Annotated in this window: 21 protein-coding genes, 6 tRNA genes, 1 pseudogene and 1 riboswitch; of the genes and pseudogenes, 21 read left to right on the forward strand and 7 right to left on the reverse strand. The window is 46.9% G+C overall.

What is annotated here, in order from left to right:
- Window positions 1-14 precede the first annotated feature (14 nt).
- Window positions 15-1,646: a formate--tetrahydrofolate ligase gene (locus NSQ57_RS06585; RefSeq protein ID WP_342425814.1), complete on the forward strand. Its 1,632-nt coding sequence runs from the start codon at window positions 15-17 to the stop codon at window positions 1,644-1,646.
- Window positions 1,647-1,669: 23 nt separating this feature from the next.
- On the opposite strand, the gene NSQ57_RS06590 is transcribed toward NSQ57_RS06585, so the two are convergent.
- Window positions 1,670-3,400: an ABC transporter substrate-binding protein gene (locus tag NSQ57_RS06590; protein ID WP_342425815.1), complete on the reverse strand. Its 1,731-nt coding sequence runs from the start codon at window positions 3,398-3,400 to the stop codon at window positions 1,670-1,672.
- Window positions 3,401-3,508: 108 nt separating this feature from the next.
- Complete coding sequence (locus NSQ57_RS06595) at window positions 3,509-4,501, reverse strand: ABC transporter substrate-binding protein (RefSeq protein ID WP_209949623.1); 993 nt, start codon at window positions 4,499-4,501, stop codon at window positions 3,509-3,511.
- 234 nt (window positions 4,502-4,735) lie between these two features.
- On the opposite strand from NSQ57_RS06595, the pseudogene NSQ57_RS06600 reads away from it, so the two are divergent.
- From NSQ57_RS06600 to NSQ57_RS06625, 6 genes and pseudogenes are all read left to right on the forward strand, one after another.
- A pseudogene (locus NSQ57_RS06600) lies at window positions 4,736-5,367 on the forward strand (LysE family transporter).
- Window positions 5,368-5,477: 110 nt separating this feature from the next.
- On the forward strand, window positions 5,478-6,755 hold the full coding sequence (locus NSQ57_RS06605; RefSeq protein ID WP_342425816.1) for a DUF4367 domain-containing protein: 1,278 nt from the start codon (window positions 5,478-5,480) through the stop codon (window positions 6,753-6,755).
- A gap of 269 nt (window positions 6,756-7,024) precedes the next feature.
- Window positions 7,025-8,221 (forward strand): alanine racemase, encoded by a 1,197-nt coding sequence (gene alr / locus NSQ57_RS06610; protein WP_342425817.1) that lies wholly within the window; start codon window positions 7,025-7,027, stop codon window positions 8,219-8,221.
- A 291-nt stretch (window positions 8,222-8,512) separates the two neighbouring features.
- Window positions 8,513-8,794, forward strand: a complete 282-nt coding sequence (locus tag NSQ57_RS06615) for a ribbon-helix-helix protein, CopG family (RefSeq protein WP_007429334.1) — start codon at window positions 8,513-8,515, stop codon at window positions 8,792-8,794.
- A 6-nt stretch (window positions 8,795-8,800) separates the two neighbouring features.
- Window positions 8,801-9,151, forward strand: coding sequence for a type II toxin-antitoxin system PemK/MazF family toxin (locus NSQ57_RS06620; protein WP_007429335.1), 351 nt, complete (start codon window positions 8,801-8,803; stop codon window positions 9,149-9,151).
- A 179-nt stretch (window positions 9,152-9,330) separates the two neighbouring features.
- Complete coding sequence (locus NSQ57_RS06625) at window positions 9,331-11,553, forward strand: Tex family protein (protein ID WP_029516344.1); 2,223 nt, start codon at window positions 9,331-9,333, stop codon at window positions 11,551-11,553.
- Between the two features lie 104 nt (window positions 11,554-11,657).
- On the opposite strand, the gene cmpA is transcribed toward NSQ57_RS06625, so the two are convergent.
- Entirely contained in the window at window positions 11,658-11,792 is a 135-nt protein-coding gene (gene cmpA / locus NSQ57_RS06630; protein WP_007429337.1) for a cortex morphogenetic protein CmpA, read from the reverse strand.
- Window positions 11,793-11,936: 144 nt separating this feature from the next.
- Between cmpA and NSQ57_RS06635 the strand changes: the two genes are divergently transcribed.
- The 3 genes from NSQ57_RS06635 to NSQ57_RS06645 all read left to right on the forward strand — a co-directional run bounded on the left by NSQ57_RS06635 (window position 11,937) and on the right by NSQ57_RS06645 (window position 12,671).
- Window positions 11,937-12,461, forward strand: a complete 525-nt coding sequence (locus tag NSQ57_RS06635; protein WP_029516345.1) for a SprT family protein — start codon at window positions 11,937-11,939, stop codon at window positions 12,459-12,461.
- A 44-nt stretch (window positions 12,462-12,505) separates the two neighbouring features.
- A tRNA-Asn gene (locus NSQ57_RS06640) sits at window positions 12,506-12,581 on the forward strand.
- Window position 12,582: 1 nt separating this feature from the next.
- Window positions 12,583-12,671, forward strand: a tRNA-Ser gene (locus NSQ57_RS06645).
- A gap of 179 nt (window positions 12,672-12,850) precedes the next feature.
- On the opposite strand, the gene NSQ57_RS06650 is transcribed toward NSQ57_RS06645, so the two are convergent.
- Window positions 12,851-13,726 carry a Cof-type HAD-IIB family hydrolase gene (locus tag NSQ57_RS06650; protein ID WP_340884714.1) on the reverse strand — a complete coding sequence of 292 codons (876 nt, stop codon included), beginning with the start codon at window positions 13,724-13,726 and terminating at the stop codon, window positions 12,851-12,853.
- A 69-nt stretch (window positions 13,727-13,795) separates the two neighbouring features.
- A complete protein-coding gene (locus NSQ57_RS06655; RefSeq protein ID WP_029516347.1) occupies window positions 13,796-14,557 on the reverse strand; it encodes a DeoR/GlpR family DNA-binding transcription regulator in 762 nt (253 codons plus the stop codon).
- 245 nt (window positions 14,558-14,802) lie between these two features.
- Between NSQ57_RS06655 and NSQ57_RS06660 the strand changes: the two genes are divergently transcribed.
- From NSQ57_RS06660 to NSQ57_RS06685, 6 genes are all read left to right on the forward strand, one after another.
- A tRNA-Glu gene (locus tag NSQ57_RS06660) sits at window positions 14,803-14,874 on the forward strand.
- Window positions 14,875-14,960: 86 nt separating this feature from the next.
- Window positions 14,961-15,036 (forward strand) — tRNA-Lys (locus tag NSQ57_RS06665).
- Between the two features lie 15 nt (window positions 15,037-15,051).
- A tRNA-Leu gene (locus NSQ57_RS06670) sits at window positions 15,052-15,134 on the forward strand.
- A 163-nt stretch (window positions 15,135-15,297) separates the two neighbouring features.
- A complete protein-coding gene (locus NSQ57_RS06675) occupies window positions 15,298-15,753 on the forward strand; it encodes a MarR family transcriptional regulator (protein ID WP_023987598.1) in 456 nt (151 codons plus the stop codon).
- A 185-nt stretch (window positions 15,754-15,938) separates the two neighbouring features.
- The gene (locus NSQ57_RS06680; protein WP_318626934.1) at window positions 15,939-16,313 is read left to right on the forward strand and encodes a helix-turn-helix transcriptional regulator; all 375 of its coding nucleotides are present in this window, start codon (window positions 15,939-15,941) and stop codon (window positions 16,311-16,313) included.
- Window positions 16,314-16,406: 93 nt separating this feature from the next.
- Window positions 16,407-16,790 (forward strand): helix-turn-helix transcriptional regulator, encoded by a 384-nt coding sequence (locus NSQ57_RS06685; protein ID WP_013309253.1) that lies wholly within the window; start codon window positions 16,407-16,409, stop codon window positions 16,788-16,790.
- A 124-nt stretch (window positions 16,791-16,914) separates the two neighbouring features.
- On the opposite strand, the gene NSQ57_RS06690 is transcribed toward NSQ57_RS06685, so the two are convergent.
- On the reverse strand, window positions 16,915-17,136 hold the full coding sequence (locus NSQ57_RS06690) for a hypothetical protein (RefSeq protein WP_029516349.1): 222 nt from the start codon (window positions 17,134-17,136) through the stop codon (window positions 16,915-16,917).
- Between the two features lie 342 nt (window positions 17,137-17,478).
- Between NSQ57_RS06690 and NSQ57_RS06695 the strand changes: the two genes are divergently transcribed.
- Window positions 17,479-17,561 (forward strand) — tRNA-Leu (locus NSQ57_RS06695).
- Between the two features lie 146 nt (window positions 17,562-17,707).
- Here the strand turns inward: NSQ57_RS06695 and NSQ57_RS06700 are convergent.
- Window positions 17,708-18,193, reverse strand: a complete 486-nt coding sequence (locus NSQ57_RS06700; RefSeq protein WP_069012206.1) for a glutathione peroxidase — start codon at window positions 18,191-18,193, stop codon at window positions 17,708-17,710.
- Window positions 18,194-18,659: 466 nt separating this feature from the next.
- Window positions 18,660-18,832, forward strand: a riboswitch (cyclic di-AMP (ydaO/yuaA leader).
- Window positions 18,833-18,947: 115 nt separating this feature from the next.
- Here NSQ57_RS06700 and NSQ57_RS06705 point away from each other — a divergent pair.
- The 4 genes from NSQ57_RS06705 (at window position 18,948) to kdpC (ending at window position 24,247) form a co-directional block, all read left to right on the forward strand.
- The gene (locus tag NSQ57_RS06705) at window positions 18,948-19,343 is read left to right on the forward strand and encodes a hypothetical protein (protein ID WP_023987603.1); all 396 of its coding nucleotides are present in this window, start codon (window positions 18,948-18,950) and stop codon (window positions 19,341-19,343) included.
- A gap of 411 nt (window positions 19,344-19,754) precedes the next feature.
- A complete protein-coding gene (gene kdpA / locus NSQ57_RS06710) occupies window positions 19,755-21,431 on the forward strand; it encodes a potassium-transporting ATPase subunit KdpA (protein WP_342425818.1) in 1,677 nt (558 codons plus the stop codon).
- Between the two features lie 37 nt (window positions 21,432-21,468).
- Window positions 21,469-23,499, forward strand: coding sequence for a potassium-transporting ATPase subunit KdpB (kdpB, locus tag NSQ57_RS06715; protein WP_342425819.1), 2,031 nt, complete (start codon window positions 21,469-21,471; stop codon window positions 23,497-23,499).
- A 19-nt stretch (window positions 23,500-23,518) separates the two neighbouring features.
- On the forward strand, window positions 23,519-24,247 hold the full coding sequence (gene kdpC / locus NSQ57_RS06720) for a potassium-transporting ATPase subunit KdpC (protein WP_342425820.1): 729 nt from the start codon (window positions 23,519-23,521) through the stop codon (window positions 24,245-24,247).
- Window positions 24,248-24,276 lie beyond the last annotated feature (29 nt).

A 24,276-nucleotide genomic window follows, 5' to 3' on the forward strand; every position in this document is an offset into this window, starting at 1 on the left:
GTACATAACGAAAGATGAAGAGGATTATTGATATAGCCAAAGAAGCAGGAATTGAAGAAGAACATCTAGAGACGTATGGAAAATATAAAGCAAAGCTGAACCCGTCCCTGTGGGAGCAGTTAAAGGATCGTCCGAATGGAAAGCTGGTGCTGGTTACGGCGATGAACCCCACGCCAGCGGGAGAAGGCAAAACGCTGACCACCATTGGACTGTCGCAGGCGCTGAATGCGCTGGGGCATAAAACCGTTGCTGCGTTACGTGAGCCGTCCCTTGGCCCTTGCTTCGGCATGAAAGGAGGAGCAACTGGGGGAGGACAAGCCCAGATTGTTCCAGCAGAAGACATTAACCTCCATTTTACAGGTGATATTCACGCGATTTCGGCAGCGCATAATTTGCTGGCAGCGATGATCGATAACCACTTATTTCATGGAAATGCTTTGCGGTTGAAACCCGAGCGGATTGTGTGGAAACGCGCTGTCGATATGAACGACCGGAGTTTACGAAACATTGTAACCGGATTGGGGTCAGGTAATGGAGCAGTGAGAGAAAGTGGTTTTCTGATTACCTCGGCTTCAGAAGTGATGGCCGTATTATGTTTAAGTGAAGATATGGACGATCTTAAAGTGCGATTGGGTCGGATGGTGATTGGTTATAACGAAGATGGCGAAACGGTAACAGCTGAGGAACTACATGCGGTGGAAGGTATGGCTGTGCTGCTTCGGGAAGCATTGAAACCCAATCTGGTGCAAACGTTGGAGGGAACTCCAGTTATTGTGCACGGCGGACCTTTTGCGAATATTGCGCATGGATGCAGTAGTTTGATCGGTACGAAGCTAGCCCTGAAGCTGGGAGAGGTGGTTGTCACGGAGGCTGGGTTCGGGGCTGAGCTGGGGGCAGAAAAGTTTTTTGACATCAAGTGCCGTCAATCCGGTTTGCAGCCAGATGCGGCTCTGTTGGTCGTAACCGTCAAAGCGCTGAAATATAACGGCGGTGTAGCTAAAAATGAGCTGGACGCAGAAAATCTGGAGCAATTGCAACTTGGATTAGCCAACATGAATCGGCATGTACGGAATTTGCAAAAGTTTGGCGTGCCAGTACTGGTAGCGGTCAACCATTTTGTAACAGATAGCGAAGCCGAGCTGGAACTGATTTTCTCGGAATGCCGCAAGCTGGGAGTATCCGTAGAGTTGTCACAGGTGTGGGCACAGGGAAGCCAAGGGGGAGAAAAGCTGGCCCAAAGCCTGCTCAACCTGCTCCAGGAGGACAAAGCCCATTTTGCACCATTGTATGAGCATACCCTTGGTTTGCAAGCGAAAATTAGTGTTATTGCGAAGGAGATTTACGGTGCGGCAGAGGTAGCTTACACTCCTGCGGCCAAACGGGCGTTGGCCGGTATGGAGCAGCTTGGTTTTGGACAACTGCCTGTATGCATGGCCAAAACGCCGTATTCTTTCTCAGATCAACCTTCTCTGCTAGGTGCACCGGAAGGCTTTACCATTCGCGTGTCCAGCGTTGCTTTGTCTGCAGGGGCAGGCTTTGTGGTCGTGGAAACAGGCAATACTATGACGATGCCAGGATTGCCCAAATCCCCAGCAGCTGAGCATATGTCGCTGGAGGCAGATGGAAGCATTCAAGGTCTAATGTAGTATCTTTAGAAAATGGCAGCTTCTCAGGATGAAGTGCCAAGCAGTTTGGGCAGTGCAGTAAGCAGTTTTTGTCGGGTTATGGCATCGCTCCAGTTCCAGCGTTCAGTTTCTACGAAATATACCCGGCCTTGACGTACAGCAGGGAGGCTGCGCCAGAGAGGGCTGCTGACCATGCGTTCCAGCGTACGCTTGGATTCTGGGGCTGTCGGGACAAGCATAAAAATGCGGTCCCCGGCGTAATCAGGCAATTCGCTTGGATCTATTTCCGCGAAGCCGTGTCCCTCGTCGAGCACCCTTTGGATCGGTTCAACGGGCTGAAAGCCCTGGGGGTGGTAGAGGGCCGACGAGAATCCGGACATACCCATGACAAAGAGCCGATCACCATGATCGAAGATGAAGACGGAGGCCGTTTCTCCGGCTGTGATTTGCGTACCGAGCTGCTGCCACATTGCCAGATTACGGGCTGTGAAGGTAGACAACCAGCGTTCGGCCTCTCGCTCCTTACCGAGCCAGGCGCCAAGTGTACGCATCCGTTCCTCCAGCGTGGCGAAGGAGTTGAAGGTGACGGTGGGGGCGATGCTGGCAATGCGCTTATATTCCTGTTCGTCCGAATTGGCGATGATAATTAGATCAGGATCAAGAGCACTGGTCAAGCGGGCATCCAGTGGAAGGCCTACATCGGCAACATTCACAAGACGATGTTTATAGACACTGTATTCACTGAGTTGCAGACTTCCGCCGATGGCTTTGGCCCCTAATGCCAATAGATCGCCCATCGTTTCTCCATGATAGATGATGCGGCTTGCTCGACGCGGAATATGAATATGGTGGCCCGTCCAATCCTTGACGCGCACAGAACCGGAGACAGAAAGTGCGTACTTGCCAGGGGGAATCCCGGTCATTTGCCTAAACCGTCGATTAAAATAATATTCGTCAGAGAAACCAACCTGACGGGCTATTTCACGTAAAGGCCGTTTGCAATCCAGCAGCAGCCGCTTGGCATGATTCAAGCGCAGCTCAGTGAGGTAATGCAGCGGCTTTTTGCCTGTGATTTTACGAAACATTTGTGAGTATTGCCATATGGAAACGTTCGCCTGCTCGGCAAGCTGCTTGACGGTAATGGGCTTTTCATAGTTGTTTTCCATATATGAGAGAGTGCCTTCTACCGATGCTGGCAATGCCGGATTAGAGGTATTGTTTTGATCAATATCGGTGTGGTCTTCCTGCCACAGCAAGAGCAACTCTTGAAACATGATTTGCTGCCGTAATACGGATGTTTGGTTATGCGGCTGTACCGTTTGTTGGGTACTATAAAATAACTCTTCAATCAACTGAATAAGTTTGGAGGAAGAAGAGGAGACGATGTATTCGCGCGGTTCCGGCAGGACAGCTCCATGATATATGGACGGCATGCGCGCTGCGTGTTCAGCCAAGGCCATGTCCGCTTGTGGTTCCGACGTCAAAGCGATGACCTCAAACGTGATTTTGTAGTATTCAGGTACAGTTCCATTCAGGGGAGCGATTTGATAGGATTCACCTGGAGCTAGCCAATACCCATGACCTGTATGGAATAGATACTGCTCTGGGCCAATGTCCACCATCCCTGTCCCACTGATGAACATAAGAAGACAGTGATATGAACTGGGACGTGATAATAATTCATCGGTAGGCTCACCAATCAACGCAATTTCTTTAAAATGAAAAAGCAGTGAGCTGAACGGAGGAGGATATACGGACGACGAAGACTGGTTCACAGTATTGCTCCTTTTATTGAGAATGGTTATCATGTATATATGAGTATACCTCCTTTAGGTTCAACAAAAAAGAAGCCTATCAACAAGTGTCGATAAGCTTCTCCAATTTTATCTGATGAGCTTGGGCAATTCCTTCAGCAGCCATTCTCGAGTGGAAGCATCACTTTCAGTTTTGCCAATATCCTGAGTGTACACACGACCCTGTTTGACAGCAGGGAGCTGGAGCCACAGCTTGCTTTTCATTAACTGTTCGGTGGATTGTTCGGCTTCTGAACTTGGTGTTCTTAGTATGAAAATCCGATCTCCAGCGTATTGTCCGATCACTTCCTGAGATATTTGTACAAATCCTTTGTCTTCATCCAGTGCTTTCTGGATAGGAGGGGTAGGTTTGAAACCATTCTTTTCATACAGTATTTGTGACAGTCCTGTCCGTCCCATTGCGAATAAACGGTCACCTGGATAGTAGGTAAAGACTGAAGCAGTTTCCCCCGCCTTAACACCTTCTGCGTGAAGTTTGGTCCACATCTCCGCTTCCTTTATTTTATATTGGGCAAGCCAATCTTCAGCGTCCTTTTTCTTGTTCACAATGTCTCCGAGATGCAGCAAACGTTCGTTTAACGGAGCAAAGGTATCGAACATAATTGTAGGTGCAATTTTTGTTAACGCTGCGTATTGCTTTTCATCTGTATCGGCGGTAATGATCAGGTCAGGCTGTAGTTCCAAGGCTTTTTCCAAATTAATCGGGAACCCCAGATCAGCCACGTTCTGAACCTGCTTTTCGTAAACCTTGCCTTCAATCATAGAAGTTGATGTACCTACAGCTTGTACGCCTAAAACCAATAAATCCCCATAGTTTTCTCCAAAGTAAACAATGCGCCGAGGAGTCGTGGGAATATTCACTGTATGTCCCTTATAGTCTGTGTATTCACGAGTTGTGGCAGCTTCCGATGTTTTTGTAGATGCTATCGTGTTGCTGTTTGCACTCTGATTGTCAGATGCGCCACATCCCAGCAGCAATGCCCCCATAAGAAAGAATAGGCAGATGAGAGCAGTGTATGGTCGAGTAGATTTTTTGTTGATTGTCGAGCTCTTGTTGGTCATAGTAACCTCCGTATAATAGAATGATTCAGAATTTTGCAAATGAGAATTATTATCATAAAAGCTATGATAAGCGCTGAACCCTCAATACTCAATGGACAAACTTGGTCAATGAATCCGATTTTGTACAAAATAAGTCTCATGTGTTCTTAGCTCATTTCATTCTTCAAATTTTATTGATTTGTCATTTTTTATGGTATAGAATAGCATTTTTATACATTTGAAAGGGGTTTTGAAATGGCATTGTTTATTACATATGTTTTACTAGGTTTCTCTATAGCACTACCTGTAGGTACAATTACGGTTGAAATGACGAAGCAAGGGCTAAAGAATGGATTCATGCATGGTTGGATTGTGGGCCTTGGGGGGATGACCATCGATTTGTTATTAATTACTGGCTTGTATTTTGGTCTGGCCTCAGTCTTGTCATTACCTGTGGTACAAGTGATTATGTGGTTCGTTGGAGCCCTTTTTTTGTGCTACGTGGGGTACGACAGCATTAAAAATGCAGATCATGATATTGCGCTAGAAGGAGAGAAAAAGACGAATCATTATTTTCTTCCTATAAAAATGGGCTGCTTGTAGCTGTTTCACCAGGAAATTTAGTGTTCTGGGTGAGTGTTTTTGGAACTGTGCTGGCAAGCTCATTTGATCGGTCAAATACAAGTCAATTCTTGATTGTTGGCTTAGGTATTTTGTTTGGTATTCTTATCCATGATTTAGGCTTGATGACCCTCGTAGCCACAACACGGAAAGCCATGAATCGAACCGCTATCAAGTGGGTTACGATCGGTGCAGGCGTGGTTTTGATCGGTTTTTCGATTTATTTTCTGTATGAATTTATGATCACTCTCCAAAAGATTTTATAGCATTACGCAAGGATACGTTCAAGCTTGTCATGCCAGTCTGCATAAATCGAACAAGTCCTTCATAGACATGTACTAATTCATTTAAAACATGTGCTGAAGGGGTTGATGACATGCGCCGGATTTCATGGATGCTCGCCATGGTCATGTGTGTAACGCTGCTGCTGGCCGGGTGCGGCAAGAAGAGCGCGGACGATGTGGTTAAAGATTTGAGTGACGTGGTGAGCGACCTGAACAGCTACCACGGTACAGCTTTGATGACGCTGCATACCGGCGACACGCCGCAGGAATACAAGGTGGATATTTCCTACCGCAAGCCGTCCTATTACCGAATTGCCATGACGAACGAGAAAAAGGATGTTACGCAAATTGTGCTTCGTAATGATGAGGGTGTATTTGTACTAACACCCAGCCTGAACAAAAGCTTCCGTTTCAAAAGCGACTGGCCAAACAATCAGGGTCAAGTATATTTATATGAAACGTTGGTTCGCAGCATTATCGGCGATGCCTCCCGTCAGTTGGCTACCGACGATAAATCCTATGTGTTTGATGTGGCAGCGAATTACAACAGCCATGCGCTGGTGAGACAAAAGATATGGCTGTCCAAAAATGACTATGCACCCACTCAGGTACAGGTGTCTGATGCGAATGCCAAGGTAGTTGTTGATCTGAAATTCGATCAATTTGCTTTTGATACGAAGTTTGACAAGGACTCTTTTGATATGGAGCGGAATATGGCTTCAGGTAAGACGAGTACAGGTAGCGCAGGGGCGCCATCTTCCGGAGCAGTAGATCCCAGTGGTCAGCTTGATCCTTCCGGTGCGATGGATGGGACGACTGGCGTGACGACTGGCGAACCCGGACAAGAGCAGGGGACAGCAGGGGATGCAGTCCAGCAACCGTCAGGGGAAGCCAAGGTGGACGGTACTGCCACAAACGATACGTCCAAACCGGACAAAGCAGCCAACGCAGAGGCGCAGCAACAAACCCCGGGCACATCGGATGCCGCAAACGGAACGTCAGCGGGAACAGATGCGGCAGAAGCTGTGATGGGTGAGTTCGGCTTGATCGAACCGTCCTACACGCCAGCCGGAGTACAGATCAAGGATACGCCGGAGCTGGAGGATAATGGTACACATGCCGTGATGCTACGGTATAGTGGAACGTATAATTATACCATTGTGGAGGCACGTCCAAAAGATCGGGCGGTCGCACTAGCCGCAGGCGAACTGGTTGATATTGGAGGGAGCTTTGCCGTGCTGACCGGAAGCGAACAGCAGACGATGACCTGGATGAATGACGGAATCGAGTTCAGAATCACCAGTGCTGACCTGCCTGTGAGCGAAATGATACAAATTGCCGCTTCTATACAGGATCAATCGGGTAAATAAAATTTTATAGACGGATGCAGACGGTCTAGAGTGTAAAAATGCTCTGCTGCCGCCCGTATCCGTCTTTTGTTCATTCGCAGTCTAAGATGTGCATCGCTTGTATATCCTGTTCTATTGTAGAGATGGTAGAGGAGGCTGGTAAAGCCCCCCTGCCATTGACAGCCACGTTTTTGAACATTACCATTAACCTTTGGAAGCAAGCACTTTTGCCACACTCCGAATGGTAAAAGGTTATGTTACAGGCTAACAATTGAAGAAGGTGACTGGATTTGCAAGCACAATACAGATCGACCCGGGCCGAAATCAACCTGGATCACCTTGGCGCCAACTATGAAGCTTTTCGCAAGGCATTGCCAGCGGATAAGCTGATACTGGTCTGTGTCAAGGCGAATGCCTACGGACACGGTGCCGTGGAAATTTCAAAGGAATTGGAACGCCTTGGTGCGGATTATTTGAGCGTCGCTTTTCTGGATGAAGCGTTGGAGCTTCGTCATGCGGGGGTTCAGCTACCGATTCTTGTACTCGGCTATACCCCACCGGAAGCTGTACAAACGGCTTGGGAGCATGATATCTCATTGACTGTGTTCAGTGAAGAAGTGCTGGAGGGTATCCGCAGACTGGACTGCCAAGGAAATGAACGCAAGCTGAAGGTGCACATCAAAATAGACAGCGGCATGGGAAGACTGGGTTTGCTGCCTGGAGAAGAGGCTATGGATTTTGTACGGCAGGCTCACGAATTAGAGCAGGTGCTGCTGGAAGGCATGTACACCCATTTTGCCCGCGCGGATGAAGAAGACAAAAGCTATACACTGCTACAATATGATCGGCTTCGGGGCGTGGCGGAAGCGCTAAGGGAACAAGGTATCACCATTCCCATTATACATACGGCTAATAGCGCCGCTACCATTGATACCCCTTCTCTTTCCCCCAATATGGTGCGGATTGGTATCAGTATATACGGTCTGTATCCGTCTGATGAGGTTAACCGGCAAGCCATTGAACTGCTGCCTGTATTGTCATTGAAGACGGCGGTGGTTTATACCAAGACGCTTCCTCCCGGCTGGGGAGTTAGCTATGGCACCCGGTATGTGACTTCCAGTGAAGAACGGATCGGTACACTGCCAATCGGCTATGCGGATGGATACTCCCGCATGCTGAGTGGGAAGATCGAAGTGTTGATACGCGGTCGTCGCGTCCCGGTACTCGGCACGATTTGCATGGACCAGTGTATGGTATCCTTACAATCTTTCGCAGAAGATGCGGAAGAAATCCAAACCGGCGAAGAGGTTGTTCTCATCGGTCAGCAGTCCGGCGAAACTATCGCGGCGGATGAGCTGGCATCCAAGCTTGGTACGATCCACTATGAGGTGATCTGCATGATCGCAGACAGGGTACCGCGTGTATACACACGAGGCCATGTTCCTGTTATTCGAGTGAACTCGCTTCTTCCAACCCACTGGAATTAATTTCATAACGCAAATTACCGAATAAAAGCAGGAGTTTTCGCAGAACGTCCCGAAATATGTATAAAGGAAAGAAAAGAGCGCTATAACTGTCAAAAGACGCATCAGGCTCCGCTGACACTTGTATTTCGGGGATCAAACGCCTGTACGAAAACGAACTGCGTAGTTTATAATGGAATGCAGCATAGATGATATACGAATATCATATACATTCTTGTATTCCGTTTGAATAAATTACCGGGAATAACGTTATAATGGTACAATGGCGACAAGGTTTTGGGGGTGGAAGAGAAGTTGGCCAATTTGCAGAACACCAAAAGAATAATGATCAGTTTGCCAGATCATCTCTTACAGGAAGTGGACGGGATCGTAGCTATGGAAAATTCCAACCGCAGTGAATTTATCAGGCAGGCCATGAAGCTGTATGTAGGCGAACGTAAAAAACGTTACATTCGTGAAGCTATGCAGCGTGGATACATGGAAATGGCTAAAATTAACTTGACCATGGCATCCGAAGCCTTTCACGCGGAGGAAGATGCAAACAGCACCTTGGGCCGTACAGTTAGCGGGGTGTAATCCATATTGATCGTAAAGCGCGGCGACGTTTTTTTTGCAGACCTTTCACCCGTAGTCGGTTCCGAGCAAGGTGGCGTCAGACCTGTGCTGATCATTCAAAATGATATCGGCAATCGGTTTAGTCCTACCGTGATCGTGGCAGCTATCACCGCTCAGATTCAGAAGGCAAAGCTGCCTACACACGTGGAAATCGACGCGGCGACGCATGGCTTTGATCGTGATTCTGTTGTTCTTCTGGAGCAAATTCGGACGATCGACAAGCAAAGGCTTACCGACAAAATCACCCACTTAGATGAAGAAACTATGCGCAAAGTGAGCGATTCGCTACAAATCAGTCTCGGTTTGATTGATTTTTAGCGTGATGGAACGACGAGTGAAACGGGAAAAGGGCAGCGCTTGGGCGCTGTCCTTTTGCGTGTCTGATGAAAAATGCAGGTAGGGCTTGCTCTAACGGCACCTGCTGGCGCTTTGAATCATTTTTTGTGATAATGAAAGACATGCTGTATGACAAGAGTTGTGAGGAAGAAGGGATAGGTTTGTCTAACGAGGAAACGAAGACGGAAATCCGGCAGGAGCCGAACGAAGCAGAACGCCAAGAGCGGATTGTCAAACAAGTGGCGAGAGAGCTGTCGCTGGCACTCAAGCAAATCCGGACAACGATCAGTTTGTTGGATGAAGGGAATACAATTCCTTTTATCGCGCGTTATCGTAAGGAAATGACAGGAGAGCTGGATGAAAATCAGCTACGTGAAATTGAAGATCGTGTAGTGTATTTGCGTAATCTGGAGGATCGTAAGGTAGAGGTCATCCGCATTATTGATGAGCAGGGCAAGCTGACGGAAGACCTGCAGGCGGCTATCACCTCTGCGGTTAAACTTCAGGAAGTGGAGGATCTGTACCGTCCGTATCGGCAAAAGCGCAAAACCCGCGCCAGTGTAGCAAAGGAACGGGGACTGGAGCCGCTGTCCATCTGGATCTGGAGCCAGCCGAAGCAGGGCGATGCTCTGAAAGAAGCCGAGTCTTATGTAAATGCGGAACTTGGAGTGGACAGCGCCGAGGCGGCCATCCAAGGAGCCTTGGACATTTTAGCTGAAAATATAGCGGATGATGCGGCTATTCGCCAATGGGTACGCCGATATACGCTGGACCATGGTATGCTGACCTCCGAAGCGAAGGACGCAGAGCAAGAATCCGTGTATGAGAACTACTACAGCTATCGTGAACTCGCTAAGAAAATGCCACCTCACCGTATTCTGGCGATTAATCGCGGGGAGCGGGAAGGCATTCTTAAGGTTGGTCTGGAGGTAGTGCCAGATTCTATTTACAATTACATGGCAGGCCAAGTGATTAAAGGATCGTCTGTCGTGCAAGATCTGCTGCGCAGTGTCATTGAGGATGCGTATAAAAGACTTATCGCGCCGTCTATCGAGCGTGAAGTGCGCGCTGAAATGACGGAGAAGGGCGAGCAGCAGGCGATCTCCATTTTTGCAGGCAACTTGCGCAGCCTGTTGCTACAGGCTCCGATCAAGGGCCGACGTGTGCTCGGTGTCGATCCGGCCTATCGGACAGGCTGCAAGCTGGCGGTTGTCGATGACACCGGCAAGCTGCTCGAAGTGGCTGTGACGTATCCGACACCACCGAACAACAAGAAGCGCGAGGCTGCTGAAAAGTTCAAGCAGCTGATTGCCCAATACGGGATCGAATTGATTGTCATTGGTAACGGAACCGCTTCGCGCGAGACAGAGCAATTCGTAGCGGAAGTCATCGCGGACATTGGTGACAGCAGTCTAGCGTATCTGATCGTCAATGAGGCGGGCGCAAGCGTATACTCTGCCTCCAAGCTGGCACAGGAGGAATTTCCCGATTTAGACGTGGCCGAGCGCAGTGCGGCTTCCATCGCACGTCGTGTGCAGGACCCGCTGGCTGAGCTGGTCAAGATTGAGCCGAAGGCTATTGGTGTAGGCCAATACCAGCATGATGTGTCGCAGAAACATCTGGATGAAAGCTTAAAGGATGTTGTCGAATCAGCCGTTAACCATGTCGGTGTAGATGTGAACACGGCTTCTTCTGCGCTGTTATCCTATGTAGCAGGGATCAATGCGACGATTGCCAAAAACATCGTTAAGTACCGTGAGGAAAACGGTAAATTCAGCAACCGTCGTCAGTTGCAGAAGGTGCCGCGTCTTGGTGCAAAAACCTACGAGCAATCTGTTGGCTTTATCCGTATACCGGGTGGAGAAAATCCGCTGGATCGCACACCGATTCACCCTGAATCCTATGCTGTCGTAGACCGCCTGTTGGCGGAACTGGCCATCAATGCCCACGATCTGGGCACCAAGGCTGCAACGGAAGCACTGAACGTGTCCAACATTGACGAACTAGCTGCGAAGCTGGAAGTCGGCGTGCCGACACTGAAGGATATTCTGGACAGTCTCCAGCGTCCGGGCCGTGACCCGCGTGACGAGCTGCCGTTACCTGTATTCCGCAAGGATGTGCTGAAGATCGAGGATCTGGCACCGGGTATGGAGCTTCAGGGAACCGTCCGCAATGTCATTGATTTTGGCGCGTTTGTCGATATCGGTATTAAAAGTGACGGGTTGGTTCATATTTCACAGCTGCGCAGTGGCTTCGTAAAGCATCCGATGGATGTCGTATCTGTCGGTGATAACGTAACGGTGTGGGTGTTAAATGTTGATTTGAAAAAAGGCAGGGTTGGTCTGACGATGAAACCTCCTGCAGAGGCGCAATCGCAGGCATAATACTTTAAATAAAACTGTGCAACCTTCTTGTGAAGGGTTAACAAAAGCCGGAATCTCCGAACTGCATCGGAGATTCCGGCTTTCATTTTGGATGCCTTTAGCTTTTACCCGTTGTTGGCATCGAACTCCACGCCAGGTGCTTTATGATAAAAAAACCAACAATCGTTCAACAGTTTAATTTGGCGCCGGTCCTTTTTGTAAAAGGCCCGCATGAGCTGATTGCTGAGCCATTGAGGCAAGCCGATCTCCTCCTCTGCGTTACATCTGTATGCTTAGCATATGGGGTGGGTACCTAAAGTGTGCTTATGAATTGGGGGTTAGACTTCGGTCGTTATTTTATAATATGCTTGTCAGTAAGGAGCAAAGGAGGAGAGACCGTAAGGATGGAGTCCAAGTCCCTGAACAATTCAATGAACCATTCAATGAGCCATTCTATGAGTAATGAAGAGCTTCAAGAATGGGTAGAGCGCATTTCGCTGGAGAGCTTCGGTGTGCCGTTTCGACATCAAGCCACCTTTAATGTACGTCTGTCTTCCACAGGCGGTAGGTATTTTATGAAAAGTCATCATATTGAAATTAATCCACATCAACTCGCAGCTTACGGACGTTCTGAGGTGGAGAAAATTATTAAGCATGAGCTGTGCCATTATCATTTACATTTGCGCGGGATGGGCTATCAGCATCGAGATGCTGACTTCAAAGCATGGTTGGCCCGTGTAGGAGGAAGCAGGCATTGTCAGACTCTGCCGGGAAGAACGGAACGTAAGCCTCAGCCTTATCGTTACAAGCTAGTATGCGTTTCCTGTAAACAGGAGTATATGCGCAAGCGTAAGATGAATCCTCAGCGATATCGCTGTGGGAAATGTGGAGGTAAGCTTCGCCTGTTGGCACTTGACGGCACCCCCTGAATCATGGTAAATTAACCATACTGTAAGATAATTTACAGTAATGTTCCCTGATAGCTCAGTTGGTAGAGCACTCGACTGTTAATCGAGTTGTCACAGGTTCGAGTCCTGTTCGGGGAGCCATGGAGAGGTACCCAAGTGGCTATAAGGGGACCCTCTGCTAAGGGGTTAGGCTGCGAAAGCGGTGCGAGGGTTCGAATCCCTCTCTCTCCGTTGGTATTTTAAGTAGAAAAAGGACGCTCGTATGCATTGTAATGATGCTTGCGAGCGTCCTTTTTGTCTAGATCTGCTTTGAAAATAACGGTGGACTGAAATTCGTTTAAGTGGAGAGACGAACGTGCTGCGTACGCCATGAAGCGACGTCAACCTGTCTTGTAAGCAGCCAATGACTTCTATTTCACAGTGTCAGCCTCAACTGTCTTAAGTATGTTCAACAGAGCATGAGCAACGCCATCTTCCGTATTAGTCAGAGTCACTTCGGAGCAGACGGCCTTAATGTCGTCTTTTGCATTGCCCATGGCAATGCCTCTTCCTGCCATTGTCAGCATGGAGATATCGTTGTAACTGTCCCCAATCGCTACAGCTTCCTGCATGGGAATGCTCAGATGATTCGCCAGATAACGCAATGCATTACCTTTAGACGCGTCCTTATGCTCGACTTCAAAGTTACGGTCTGAAGAGATGACCATGTTCAGGCCCTGAAAACTTTGGTAACGCTCACGGCCCCGATCCAATTTGGCTTGATCAAAGGAGAAACAGAGCACGTTATAAATCTCTACATCCAGTGGAATGTCCTCATATGAAGCGATGCGGGTATGTCCGGTCTGTTCATATTGTTTTTCGGCTGCGTGTAATAATGTATCCAGCGAAATATCCGGGTTGGCGCTCAGCAATCGATCCATTTCAACAGCAAGTAGCTGATGTCCGTTTTGTGGAGAATAAATAGCGCGGTCTGTCATGACCTCATAGTAAAAGTCGTTGTCGTGCAGCCAGTTCAGCACTTCAAACGTTTCACTGCGGCCTATAGGAGTAGAGGTTAACTGACGACGATGCACATCGTGTACGGTTGCTCCGTTTGCTCCAATGACGGGAGTTATAAGTTCTGCTTCCTCTAGCTTTGTCCAGGCGTCATAAGCGGCTCTACCAGTGGCAATTGTCACCTGAACGCCTTGCTTTTGTGCTTGGCGTATAGCCTCCGCGTTCACTTTGCTTATTTTTCCTTCCTCGTTCAGCAGTGTTCCATCCATATCAATCGCAAACAGTTTCATTTCTCTCCAACTCCTGTCTTTCGATATCTCTGTGATAAATCTTGAGTTCTAGCTAAGCAGTTTCATATTTTATGAGGGGACAACAACTTCAATATCATGATGTTGCAAAATTTCCAGCATTGCTGGTTCTGGCAAGCGATCGGTGATCACGATATTAACTTCAGATAAATCAGCAAAACGATACGGGAAATTAATTCCGAATTTCGAATGGTCCGCAAGGATGATCACCTGATCCGCCTGTTTCATCATCTGATGCTTCAGCATACCGTCTTCTTCATGAATCAGGCTTAGTCCGTGAGATGATATGCCTCCAATCCCGATAAAAGCTTTGTCTACAAAATAGTGAGACAAAGTGGCGATTACGGACGAGCCATATACATATCGGTGTTCTTTTTGCAGGCGGCCTCCCAACAGATGAATGGAGACACCGTCTTTTCCAGATAGTACGTCAGCCTGATTAATTGAATTGGTGATAACCGAACATTCCTGCACATTCAGTCTTTCTGCACACGCCTGTACGGTGGTAGAGGAATCCAATATAATACGATCCCTATCTCGTACCATGTTGGCAGCCAATTGTCCGATCACTTGTTTCTCCTCAGATACAGTAAGCAGTCTTTCGTTATAATTTCCAATTGGATCGTGATGCAGTTTAGGGAGAAGGGCGCCGCCGCGGGTGCGAATAATTTTTTGATGCTCCTCAAGTTTTACCAGGTCTCGACGGGCCGTATCCCGTGAAACATTAAAAATTTCACAAATATCATCCACCGAAATACGCTTGTGAAGCTGTAAGTAATCAACGATTTTTAACATTCGTTCTTCCTGATACATAGAAAGCTCCTCGGATACATAATGATTTCGGTATCTCGTAAGTGATTATAAGTAAACATAAGTGATATTGCAATCATTTATCATAATTTTTCAGGGATTAGATGATTATAGATAAGTTAATGTAAGTGAACATGCATTTTATAATGATAAAAACTGCTTTTTTTAAAATTTCAAAAATAAGTATTGCCATTTGTTATTCTATTTGATATACTCTTTCTTGTCGCCAAGTTGGCGCATAATAATAAGGCCCGTTGGTCAAGGGGTTAAGACACCTCCCTTTCACGGAGGTAACAGGGGTTCGAATCCCCTACGGGTCATTGTTGTCTTTATAGACTACATGTTGCATGCTTAAGGGAAATTCCTGAGGTCTGGTCTAATGGCGGACAGCTTGGATGAACAGCATGAGCCATTAGCTCAGTTGGTAGAGCACCTGACTTTTAATCAGGGTGTCGAAGGTTCGAGTCCTTCATGGCTCACCATTTATATTTTGTTATGCGGTCGTGGTGGAATGGCAGACACGCTATCTTGAGGGGGTAGTGAGCGTACGCTCGTGGAGGTTCGAGTCCTCTCGACCGCATCAATGGAATGAACGGAAAAGTCTCTCGCGGTAGAGGCTTTTTTTATTTGTGTAATGATGTAATAAAGTAATGATTATGATGAAATAATGATTCCATAGTATAATATAACGCCATAATGTTATAGAATGATAAGTATAAACTTATGAAGTGACGGTGAAAAATATGGACACTCAACTGTTAGGAAATATATCAGAAAATATTTTGGGCTTGTTTCCGATTGTGAAGAAGAAATTTTTCACCTACGGTCCGCTCGATTTCCCATTACACTTGTCGCCTAATAACTTTCAGGTGCTAATGCTCCTGCGTGAAGTACGTTCGTCTACGGTATCTGATTTATCCAAACAGCTCAATGTCTCACGTCCGAACATGACTCCTCTTCTGGACAAACTGGTGGAGCATGGGTTGGCTGACCGCCAGTCGTGTGATTCGGATCGCAGAGTCGTGAATGTGGCGATTACACAGGAAGGCGATGCTTTTTGTGAACAGGTATTTCATACCTTCTCCAATAAAATTCAAGAAAGACTGGTGTATCTGCCAGAAGAAGATTTATTGCATCTGAGTGAAACTTTGAATGAATTGAAGCATATTTTACTTAAAATCGACAACTCTGCTACGTGATTGGCGTAAGTGGACTGGCTTAAAGACCGCCCTTTCTTCGGAAAACAGGCGGTTTTTGTTGCGTGTTGTGGTATAATGGAAACCAACATACATAATTCGGTAATTTTAGCATACGTGATCTTTGAAATGGGAACAGAGAACATGATATCGTTATTTGAGAGCCTGCTAGGGAGGAAGGAACTTCTATGCAATCTATTTACCATCGCATCGAGGAACTCATCAAGGAACGGGGAATGACGAAAAAGGCGTTCTGCCAGCAGTTAGGCATTAGTACAGGGAACTTCGGGGATTGGAAAAGAGGAAAAACGACGCCGGGCACGAATAAACTTATTGAAATCGCTTCTTTTTTTGATGCGAGTCTGGACTGGATTATGCTGGGTCGAGATATACAGGGTGAGGTGCTAAAGGAGTCGCAAGACCCTTATTTTTTTGACGCTTCAGGGCAACTGAATTGCCAGGGGGAACCGCTTAGTGAGGCGGAAAGAAATTTTATACTTGAGTATATTGAATTTACCCGCTTTCGTAAAGAGAAAAACCAGCGCAATTCTACTATGGGGTAATGGTTGCTTAGGATTTAATGGGGATTACTAATGAGTAAGGCTGAAAAATGAAAATTATTTCAGAAAAAGTTACTGTTTCGGAGGGGAAACATTTTGGGAGATCAAACTATTTATCAACGGATTGAAGCTTTGATTAAAGATCGGGGAATGACCAAGAAGGCATTTTGTGAAAAGCTTAAAATCAGTTCAGGGAATCTCGGTGATTGGAGAAGGGGGAAAACAACGCCGGGTACCACTCATTTAATTCAGATTTCGGACTTTTTTAATGTATCGCTCGATTGGTTAATGAAAGGGATTAAGCCGGGAGAAGGCGTACTTCAGGAGCAGAAGGCTGCTTATTTTTTTGGAGTGATGGGGCCACTGAATTGCCAGGCAGAAGATCTTGAGACGGAAGAACAGAATTTTATTTTAGAATATGTTGAATTTGCGAAATATCGTAAGCAAAAAAGTGAGAAGGATAAAACAAAGCCGGAATGATTTTTTGGCTAAAGATTGTCTGGGTTGAAAACCCGTAAACGAACTGGAGGGGTTCGCTTTACGGGTTTATTTGGTTTCTTGGTGATATGGAATGACCTGTATGTAACTGGAATGCTTGTTGGATTTAGAGTGGCGATGCCTCCTTATAATCGTTATCGTCGATGTTCAGAATTGCAGCAACTTGTTTTCTGTACCTTTGTGCTTTGCGGGTGCCGTGAATCAGATTGGACAAGCGTGAAGGCGGAATATTGTGTGTCTCACAAAATGTTTTCTGATCCAGTCGAAGTTCGACAAGCCGTTGTTTGATGGCCCACCCGAAGGAGGTGACAGGCATTTTGTTGTTCAAAAGAAATCGCCCCTTACGGATTCTTACGGAATAATTGGTGTGTTATAATAATCATCAGTAAACATGTTAGAATTAACCATCTGAAACTATGATACACTTTTATACGTGTTTTTACAATCGTAAATACGCTATTTTGTCAAATTAATTACTTAGTTAAGTGCTAGGTGGTTCTGATAATCCGTAAAGGGCAACATTAATGCATAGTTCAGCAAGCGGTTATCTTTATGCAGGACGGTATATTATCGCGCTCAAATATGTAAGTTAAAATAATTATAATATTTTTGTTTACAAATAGTTGATGAGAGAGTATAATAAATCTGTTGCCTCAATACATTATGATTTGCGGTCGTGGTGGAATGGCAGACACGCTATCTTGAGGGGGTAGTGGGCGTACGCCCGTGGAGGTTCGAGTCCTCTCGACCGCATTATATGCAAGACCTAGTTAAAAAAGCATCCTGACACGGTTTACGTGAAAGGATGCTTTTTTTTGTTAAGTATTTTTCGTTATATTCTTTAGCCACGGAAGCCACGGTTGCAACAGGTCGTTTATTAACTGTGATAATGAAGAATGTCAGTTTTGCTGCAAAAGCTTCTCTATATCTCCCGCCAGCTTATCTGGAGTGGTTTGCGGTGCATAGCGCTTAAATACGTTACCTTCTCTTGTAATTAAGAATTTAGTAAAATTCCATTTGATCGCTTTGGACCCTAATACCCCCGGAGCTGTTTGGGTCAGGTAGCGAAATAAGGGGTGTGCTTGATCGCCATTGACATCTGTCTTGGCGAACATCGGAAAGGTGACACCATAATTGATCTGGCAAAACTCGGAGATCTCCTCACTGGAACCTGGCTCTTGTTTGGCAAACTGGTTGCTGGGAAATCCCAAAATTTCGAGCCCCTGTTCATGATACTGGTCATATAGCTCTTGTAGCGCTTTGTATTGGGGGGTTAACCCACATTTGCTGGCAGTGTTCACGATAAGCAGAACGTTCCCTTCAAATGTGGATAACGGAATTTGTTTCCCTTGCAGGGTTTGCGCATCATATTCATAAACGGTCATAGCATCTCTCCTCATTCAATATTCAGCAATTAAATTTTAGACAATTTAAAGAAGGGTTGCAAGCCTGGAAAAGCTGTATAAAGCCTTCAGGCGCTGTAAAATCGTATTTTGCTCAAAACAGTAAATCGCACCGCAAATGGAGCGAATTAAGGTGTTTCTTCTTATAAAAGCGGGTTCAATCGGTGTTTAGCTGGTACATATAGCGTATTTTCTTCTCTTTTTACAAAAAAAGGCCAATAACGCTTTACCCTACGCCAATATTGACATGCTTGTCATTTTCAAAAAGGGATGAAAAACAGAGATTAAAGGAGATGTGAGAAGCATAGTTGCATTGTAAGCGTTATTATTAATCTTCTATGCTCTAAAGCCCGATTTATAACCCTGCAGTTGAGCTTTACAGTCTTCCATGCGCGGGTGTATGATTCAAGACGTAATTTCAAATTAACTTGAATGAAGCAACAACGAAATGTCTATAGCGCTGAATTTTGCAGTTGCAAAAACGGGGGAACCAATCGAGACTGTACGGCTTCGGAAGCCGTGTGTCTCATGGGGTGAATTTTCCGGTCAAGTGCCAGAAATAGGGCGACTCTCACGTCCGAATCCGACAGCTAACCTCGTAAGCGTACAGGGAGAGGCAACAAACCGCCGTGTGCAGCCATGGTTTATTTTATCATGGATATGTCAGAAGCCGGAGGAAAGCCTTTTTCCTTCGGCTTCTTTTTGTTGTCTTTTTATACCGGGAGAGGAGCTACTGATGGAAGGTCGGTTAATTATTGTCACTGCACCGAATGAAGCGGGCAGAAGTTTTGTGAAATTGCTTATTTTCAAAAAATTGGCGTTTGCAGTTCTCACGAATAGCGCCCAGGAGGAACGACAGCTCAAAAAAATGGGTGTGGAGCACATTGTCCGCATCAATACCATGCAAGCGGGAAAATGGAATTTTCCAAAAAAAGAAATTGGTAGTGTGTATTTGTTCGAGAACAGCTTGAATCTGACTTGCCGTTTCCTGCAAATATGTCGACCACTAACATCGGAATCGATCTATGTTATTACACACGGCTGTAATCCACAAGGAATTTATCGGGGATTGGGAGCGGACCATGTGATCTACACATTGAACGGAGAGGTGGGTTTTCTGCTGAACGGATAAGCACTTATGACATAGTTGTTTTATGATTTTATGATGGAATAAGAATGACGATCTGAGGATCGATACGGAGGGTATAAACATGATGGATATATACATGCTGCTCGTCATGGCTGTGAGTTATGGAGTGATACTGCTGTTTGTACGCTGGTGTGATGCGCAGACCTCTAAAGGAGGACGAAGAGGATGATCGTTATACTCGGGCTTACGGCTATTGTGTTTATGTATTTAATCTACGCACTCCTGAACCCTGAAAAGTTCTAGTCACTTGTAGGGATAGAGCGGGCGGGAACAACAGATCTGAGCATTAAAGCATCATTGGTAGCAGGTTTTCGCAAACGTGTGCACTTCATAGATGGTCTGAATCGGGTCTGTTGTTCCAAACGCAGGAGCATTTTGAAGGAGGAATAGAGGATGGAGCTGCTTCAAATTGGAATTGTGATCGTTATATTGCTGCTCTTGGTAAAGCCAATGGGGACATATATGTATCATGTATTCTCGAATGAACCGAATCGGACGGATCGGATTTTTGGCAGAACAGAAAAGCTGATTTATAAGGTAGTAGGCTTGAAGAAAGTGGAGAGCATGCGTTGGACTACGTATGTTATGAGTTTCATTGCTACGAACGCCGTGCTTGTGGCAATCAGCTACTTGCTGTTGCGTTTACAGGGAATGCTTCCCGGTAATCCGGCTGGAAACAGTAATATGGAAGCATCACTAGCTTTTAATACGGTAATCAGCTTTATGACGAATACGAATCTCCAACATTATAGCGGAGAAAGCGCGCTTACGTATCTGACACAGATGGCGTTCGTCACGATGATGATGTTCACTTCGGCTGCTTCCGGTTTTGCGGTTGCTGCGGCTTTTATGAGAGGATTGACGCGGCGCGGTGAAGGGATGGGCAATTTCTTTCAAGATTTTATTAAAGCCATTATAAGGATTTTCCTGCCGCTGGCCTTTGTGCTTACGCTGGTGCTGGTTGGATTGAAGGTACCGCAGACGCTGCAGCCTACGGCGGATCTTACGACGCTGAGCGGAACACAACAGCAAATTTCTATGGGACCTATTGCTTCTCTGGAGTCCATCAAGCATTTGGGGACGAACGGGGGCGGTTATGCGGGGGCTAACTCTGCGCATCCTTTTGAAAATCCAGGTCCTTGGACGAACGTGCTGGAAATTTTGGCAATGTGGGTAATGCCGGCTTCGTTGCCGTATACCTTTGGATTGTTTGCCCGTAATCGTAAGCAGGGCTGGATTATTTTTAGCTCCATGATGGTATTGTTTCTAATTTTTCTATCCATTACGTATGTGTCTGAGAAGACAGGTAATCCGTTAATCCAGACACTGGGTGTGGATGCTTCTCAGGGAAGCATGGAAGGGAAAGAGGTTCGTTTCGGTATTGGACAATCGGCTTTATTCACTGCGGTCACAACAGCGGCAACGACAGGTTCGGTCAATAATATGCATGATACACTAACCCCGCTAGGTGGCATGGCTGCTTTGGGAGAAATGATGCTAAACGTCATTTTTGGCGGCAAGGGTGTCGGGCTGATGAATATGCTGATGTATGCGATTCTGGGTGTGTTTATATGCGGACTGATGGTCGGGAGAACTCCGGAATTTATGGGAAGGAAAATTGAAGGCAAGGAAATGAAGCTGATCGCCATTGCCATTTTGGTACATCCGTTTCTCATTCTCGCCCCAACTGCGCTTGCGTTTATGAGTCATTGGGGATATGATGCGGTCACTAACCCTGGCTATCACGGGTTGACTCAGGTGCTCTATGAATATGCGTCATCTGCCGCAAATAATGGTTCGGGGTTTGAAGGTCTTTCAGATAACAACGTATTCTGGAATGTAACAACGGGGATGGTTATGTTCTTCGGGCGATATGTATCTATGATTGCATTGTTGGCTGTGGCGGCTTCGTTGAATGCCAAAGCGCCGACTCCGGTGACGACGGGGACACTGCGCACGGACAACAAGTTATTTGGAGCCATTCTGATCGGAGTCGTGCTGCTGATTGGTGCGTTGACCTTTTTACCTGTCATCGTATTGGGACCTGTTGCTGAATTTTTGACCATGTGAAGAAGAAAATGAGAATGGATGAACGGGGTGTTTGACCATGAAGGAACAACGCAAACACATGCTGGACAGAAGCATCTTGAAGCATGCGATCAAGGATAGCTTTATAAAATTAAATCCGATGATGATGATGAAAAATCCTGTCATGTTCGTCGTGGAGATCGGTACATTGGTCGTGCTGCTAATGTTACTGTTTCCCGGTTATTTTGGAACTGACAAGGAAATAGGCTTTAACCTGGCCGTGTTTGTTATTCTGTTGTTTACGTTGCTTTTTGCCAACTTTGCCGAAGCGCTCGCGGAGGGGCGGGGTAAGGCACAAGCTGCCTCTTTAAAAAAATCCAAGCAGGATACGCAAGCTAACAAGCTCGTCGGAAATGACATTCAGGTGGTTAGCTCAACCGAGTTGCGTAAGGGGGACGTAGTTATTGTCTCCCAGGGCGAAATGATTCCAAGCGATGGTGAGGTCATTGAAGGTTTGGCTTCGGTGGATGAATCTGCAATTACGGGAGAATCGGCTCCGGTCATCAAGGAATCGGGTGGTGACTTTTGCTCGGTAACCGGCGGAACGAGAGTGGTTAGTGACCGGATTAAGGTGCGGATTACGACAGAGCCGGGCGAGACATTTATTGATAAAATGATTTCGCTCGTGGAAGGCGCACAGCGGCAAAAAACGCCGAATGAGATTGCGCTGAACACTTTGCTGATTAGCTTGACGATTATTTTTCTAATTGTGGTGGTTACGCTAGCGCCGATTGCCCGTCATTTTAACATTAATTTGCCTGTTCCTGTGCTGATTTCGTTGCTAGTCTGTCTGATTCCAACCACGATTGGAGGACTGTTGTCAGCCATCGGGATTGCCGGTATGGACCGGGTCACCCAGTTTAATGTGCTGGCCATGTCAGGCAAGGCGGTAGAAGCTTCTGGGGATATCAACACGATGATTCTGGATAAAACAGGTACAATCACCTTCGGGAACCGGATGGCGAGTGAATTCGTGCCTGTAGAGGGCGTGGAGAAGGCAGAGCTAGTGAAGTGGGCAGCAATTAGCTCTATGAAGGATGAGACGCCAGAGGGTCGCTCGGTTCTCGAGTTGATGCGCAAACAGGAGCATACGTTGGATGAATCCTTGGCGGCAGGTGGAACCTTTATCGAATTCAAGGCGGAGACCCGGATGAGTGGTCTGGATCTGGCCGATGGACGAAAGGTACGCAAGGGCGCAGTGGATTCCGTTCGGCAATGGATCGTATCGCAAAATGGCAGTGTTCCAGCCGATCTGGAGGAAAAAGCGAATCAGGTAGCCTCTGAAGGAGGTACACCGCTGGCAGTCGCGCTAGATGATCAGATATACGGTATTATTTATTTAAAGGATACAGTGAAGCCAGGTATGAAGGAACGGTTTGATCAGCTCCGGGAAATGGGTATCCGTACGATCATGTGTACCGGAGATAATCCGCTGACAGCAGCTACGATTGCACGAGAAGCGGGAGTGGACGACTTTGTAGCTGAGAGCAAGCCGGAGGATAAAATTGCGGTTATCCGACGTGAGCAGGAACAGGGTAAGCTGGTTGCCATGACCGGAGACGGCACCAATGATGCACCTGCGTTGGCGCAAGCCGATGTAGGTCTTGCCATGAATAGCGGCACAGTCGCGGCCAAAGAAGCGGCTAATATGGTGGACTTGGATTCCGATCCGTCCAAAATTATTGAGGTGGTCGCGATCGGCAAGCAGCTGCTTATGACGCGCGGAGCATTGACAACGTTCAGCATTGCGAACGATGTTGCCAAATATTTTGCCATCATCCCGGCGATGTTCATGCTAGCCATTCCACAAATGGGCGCTTTGAACGTCATGGGGCTTGGCTCCCCGCTGTCCGCTATTTTGTCGGCGTTGATCTTTAACGCGGTTATTATTCCGCTTTTGATTCCGCTGGCCATGAAGGGCGTGAAGTATAAGCCGATGAGCTCGGATCGCCTGCTGGGACGGAATTTGCTGATTTACGGTCTGGGCGGTATGGTCGTACCGTTTGTCGGTATAAAGGCCATTGATTTGCTGGTGCATTTGTGGATTTAGCGCAGAAAGGGTGAACGACATGAGTGGTTTTTATCGGATGTTGTCTGGACGCAGATTTGCCGCACATGAAAAAGCAGGATATAGGGGACAAGGTCATAACATACGTACAGGAACGAAGGCGGTAGCGGAAAATCAACCGGGAAGACAAGAGATGCGAGGAAGTACAGTTATTGGAGTGGCTTTACGAACCTCTGTGCTAATGATCCTGTTGTGCGGATTGGCATATCCGCTAGTCAGCACAGGGGTAGCGCAGATCCTGTTTCCGCAGCAAGCAAATGGCAGTATGATTCGTGATGCGGAGGGGCGGGTGATTGGCTCCGAGCTGATTGGACAGTCCTTTACTAATCCCGCTTTTTTCCAAGGTCGGGTATCAAGTATTGATTACAATGGGGCAGGCTCAGGCTCAAGTAACTATGCGCCGTCCAATCCGGCATTGGTGCAGCGGATCAAGGATTCTATTGCGGATTGGCAGAAGCATAACCCGGATGTACCCGTAAGTCAGGTTCCATTGGACCTGATTACGAACTCCGGCTCTGGTCTGGACCCGCACATCTCGCCACAGGCGGCACAGGCTCAAATTCCGCGTATTAGCAGCTTGACGGGGATTGAGCAGGACCAGCTGAAGGCAATGGTGCAGGAGCAGACAGAAGGCCGCAGCGCCGGGGTGTTCGGCGAGCCGCGTGTGAACGTGCTCAAGCTGAATCTCGCGCTTGAAGCGCTAATGAAGGTTAAGCCAGTTAAGTCATAGATGGACGAAAAAGGTATCCCCTAGCGATA

The organism is Paenibacillus sp. FSL L8-0502, from assembly GCF_038593055.1.
GTDB classification, from domain to species: domain Bacteria; phylum Bacillota; class Bacilli; order Paenibacillales; family Paenibacillaceae; genus Paenibacillus; species Paenibacillus polymyxa_D.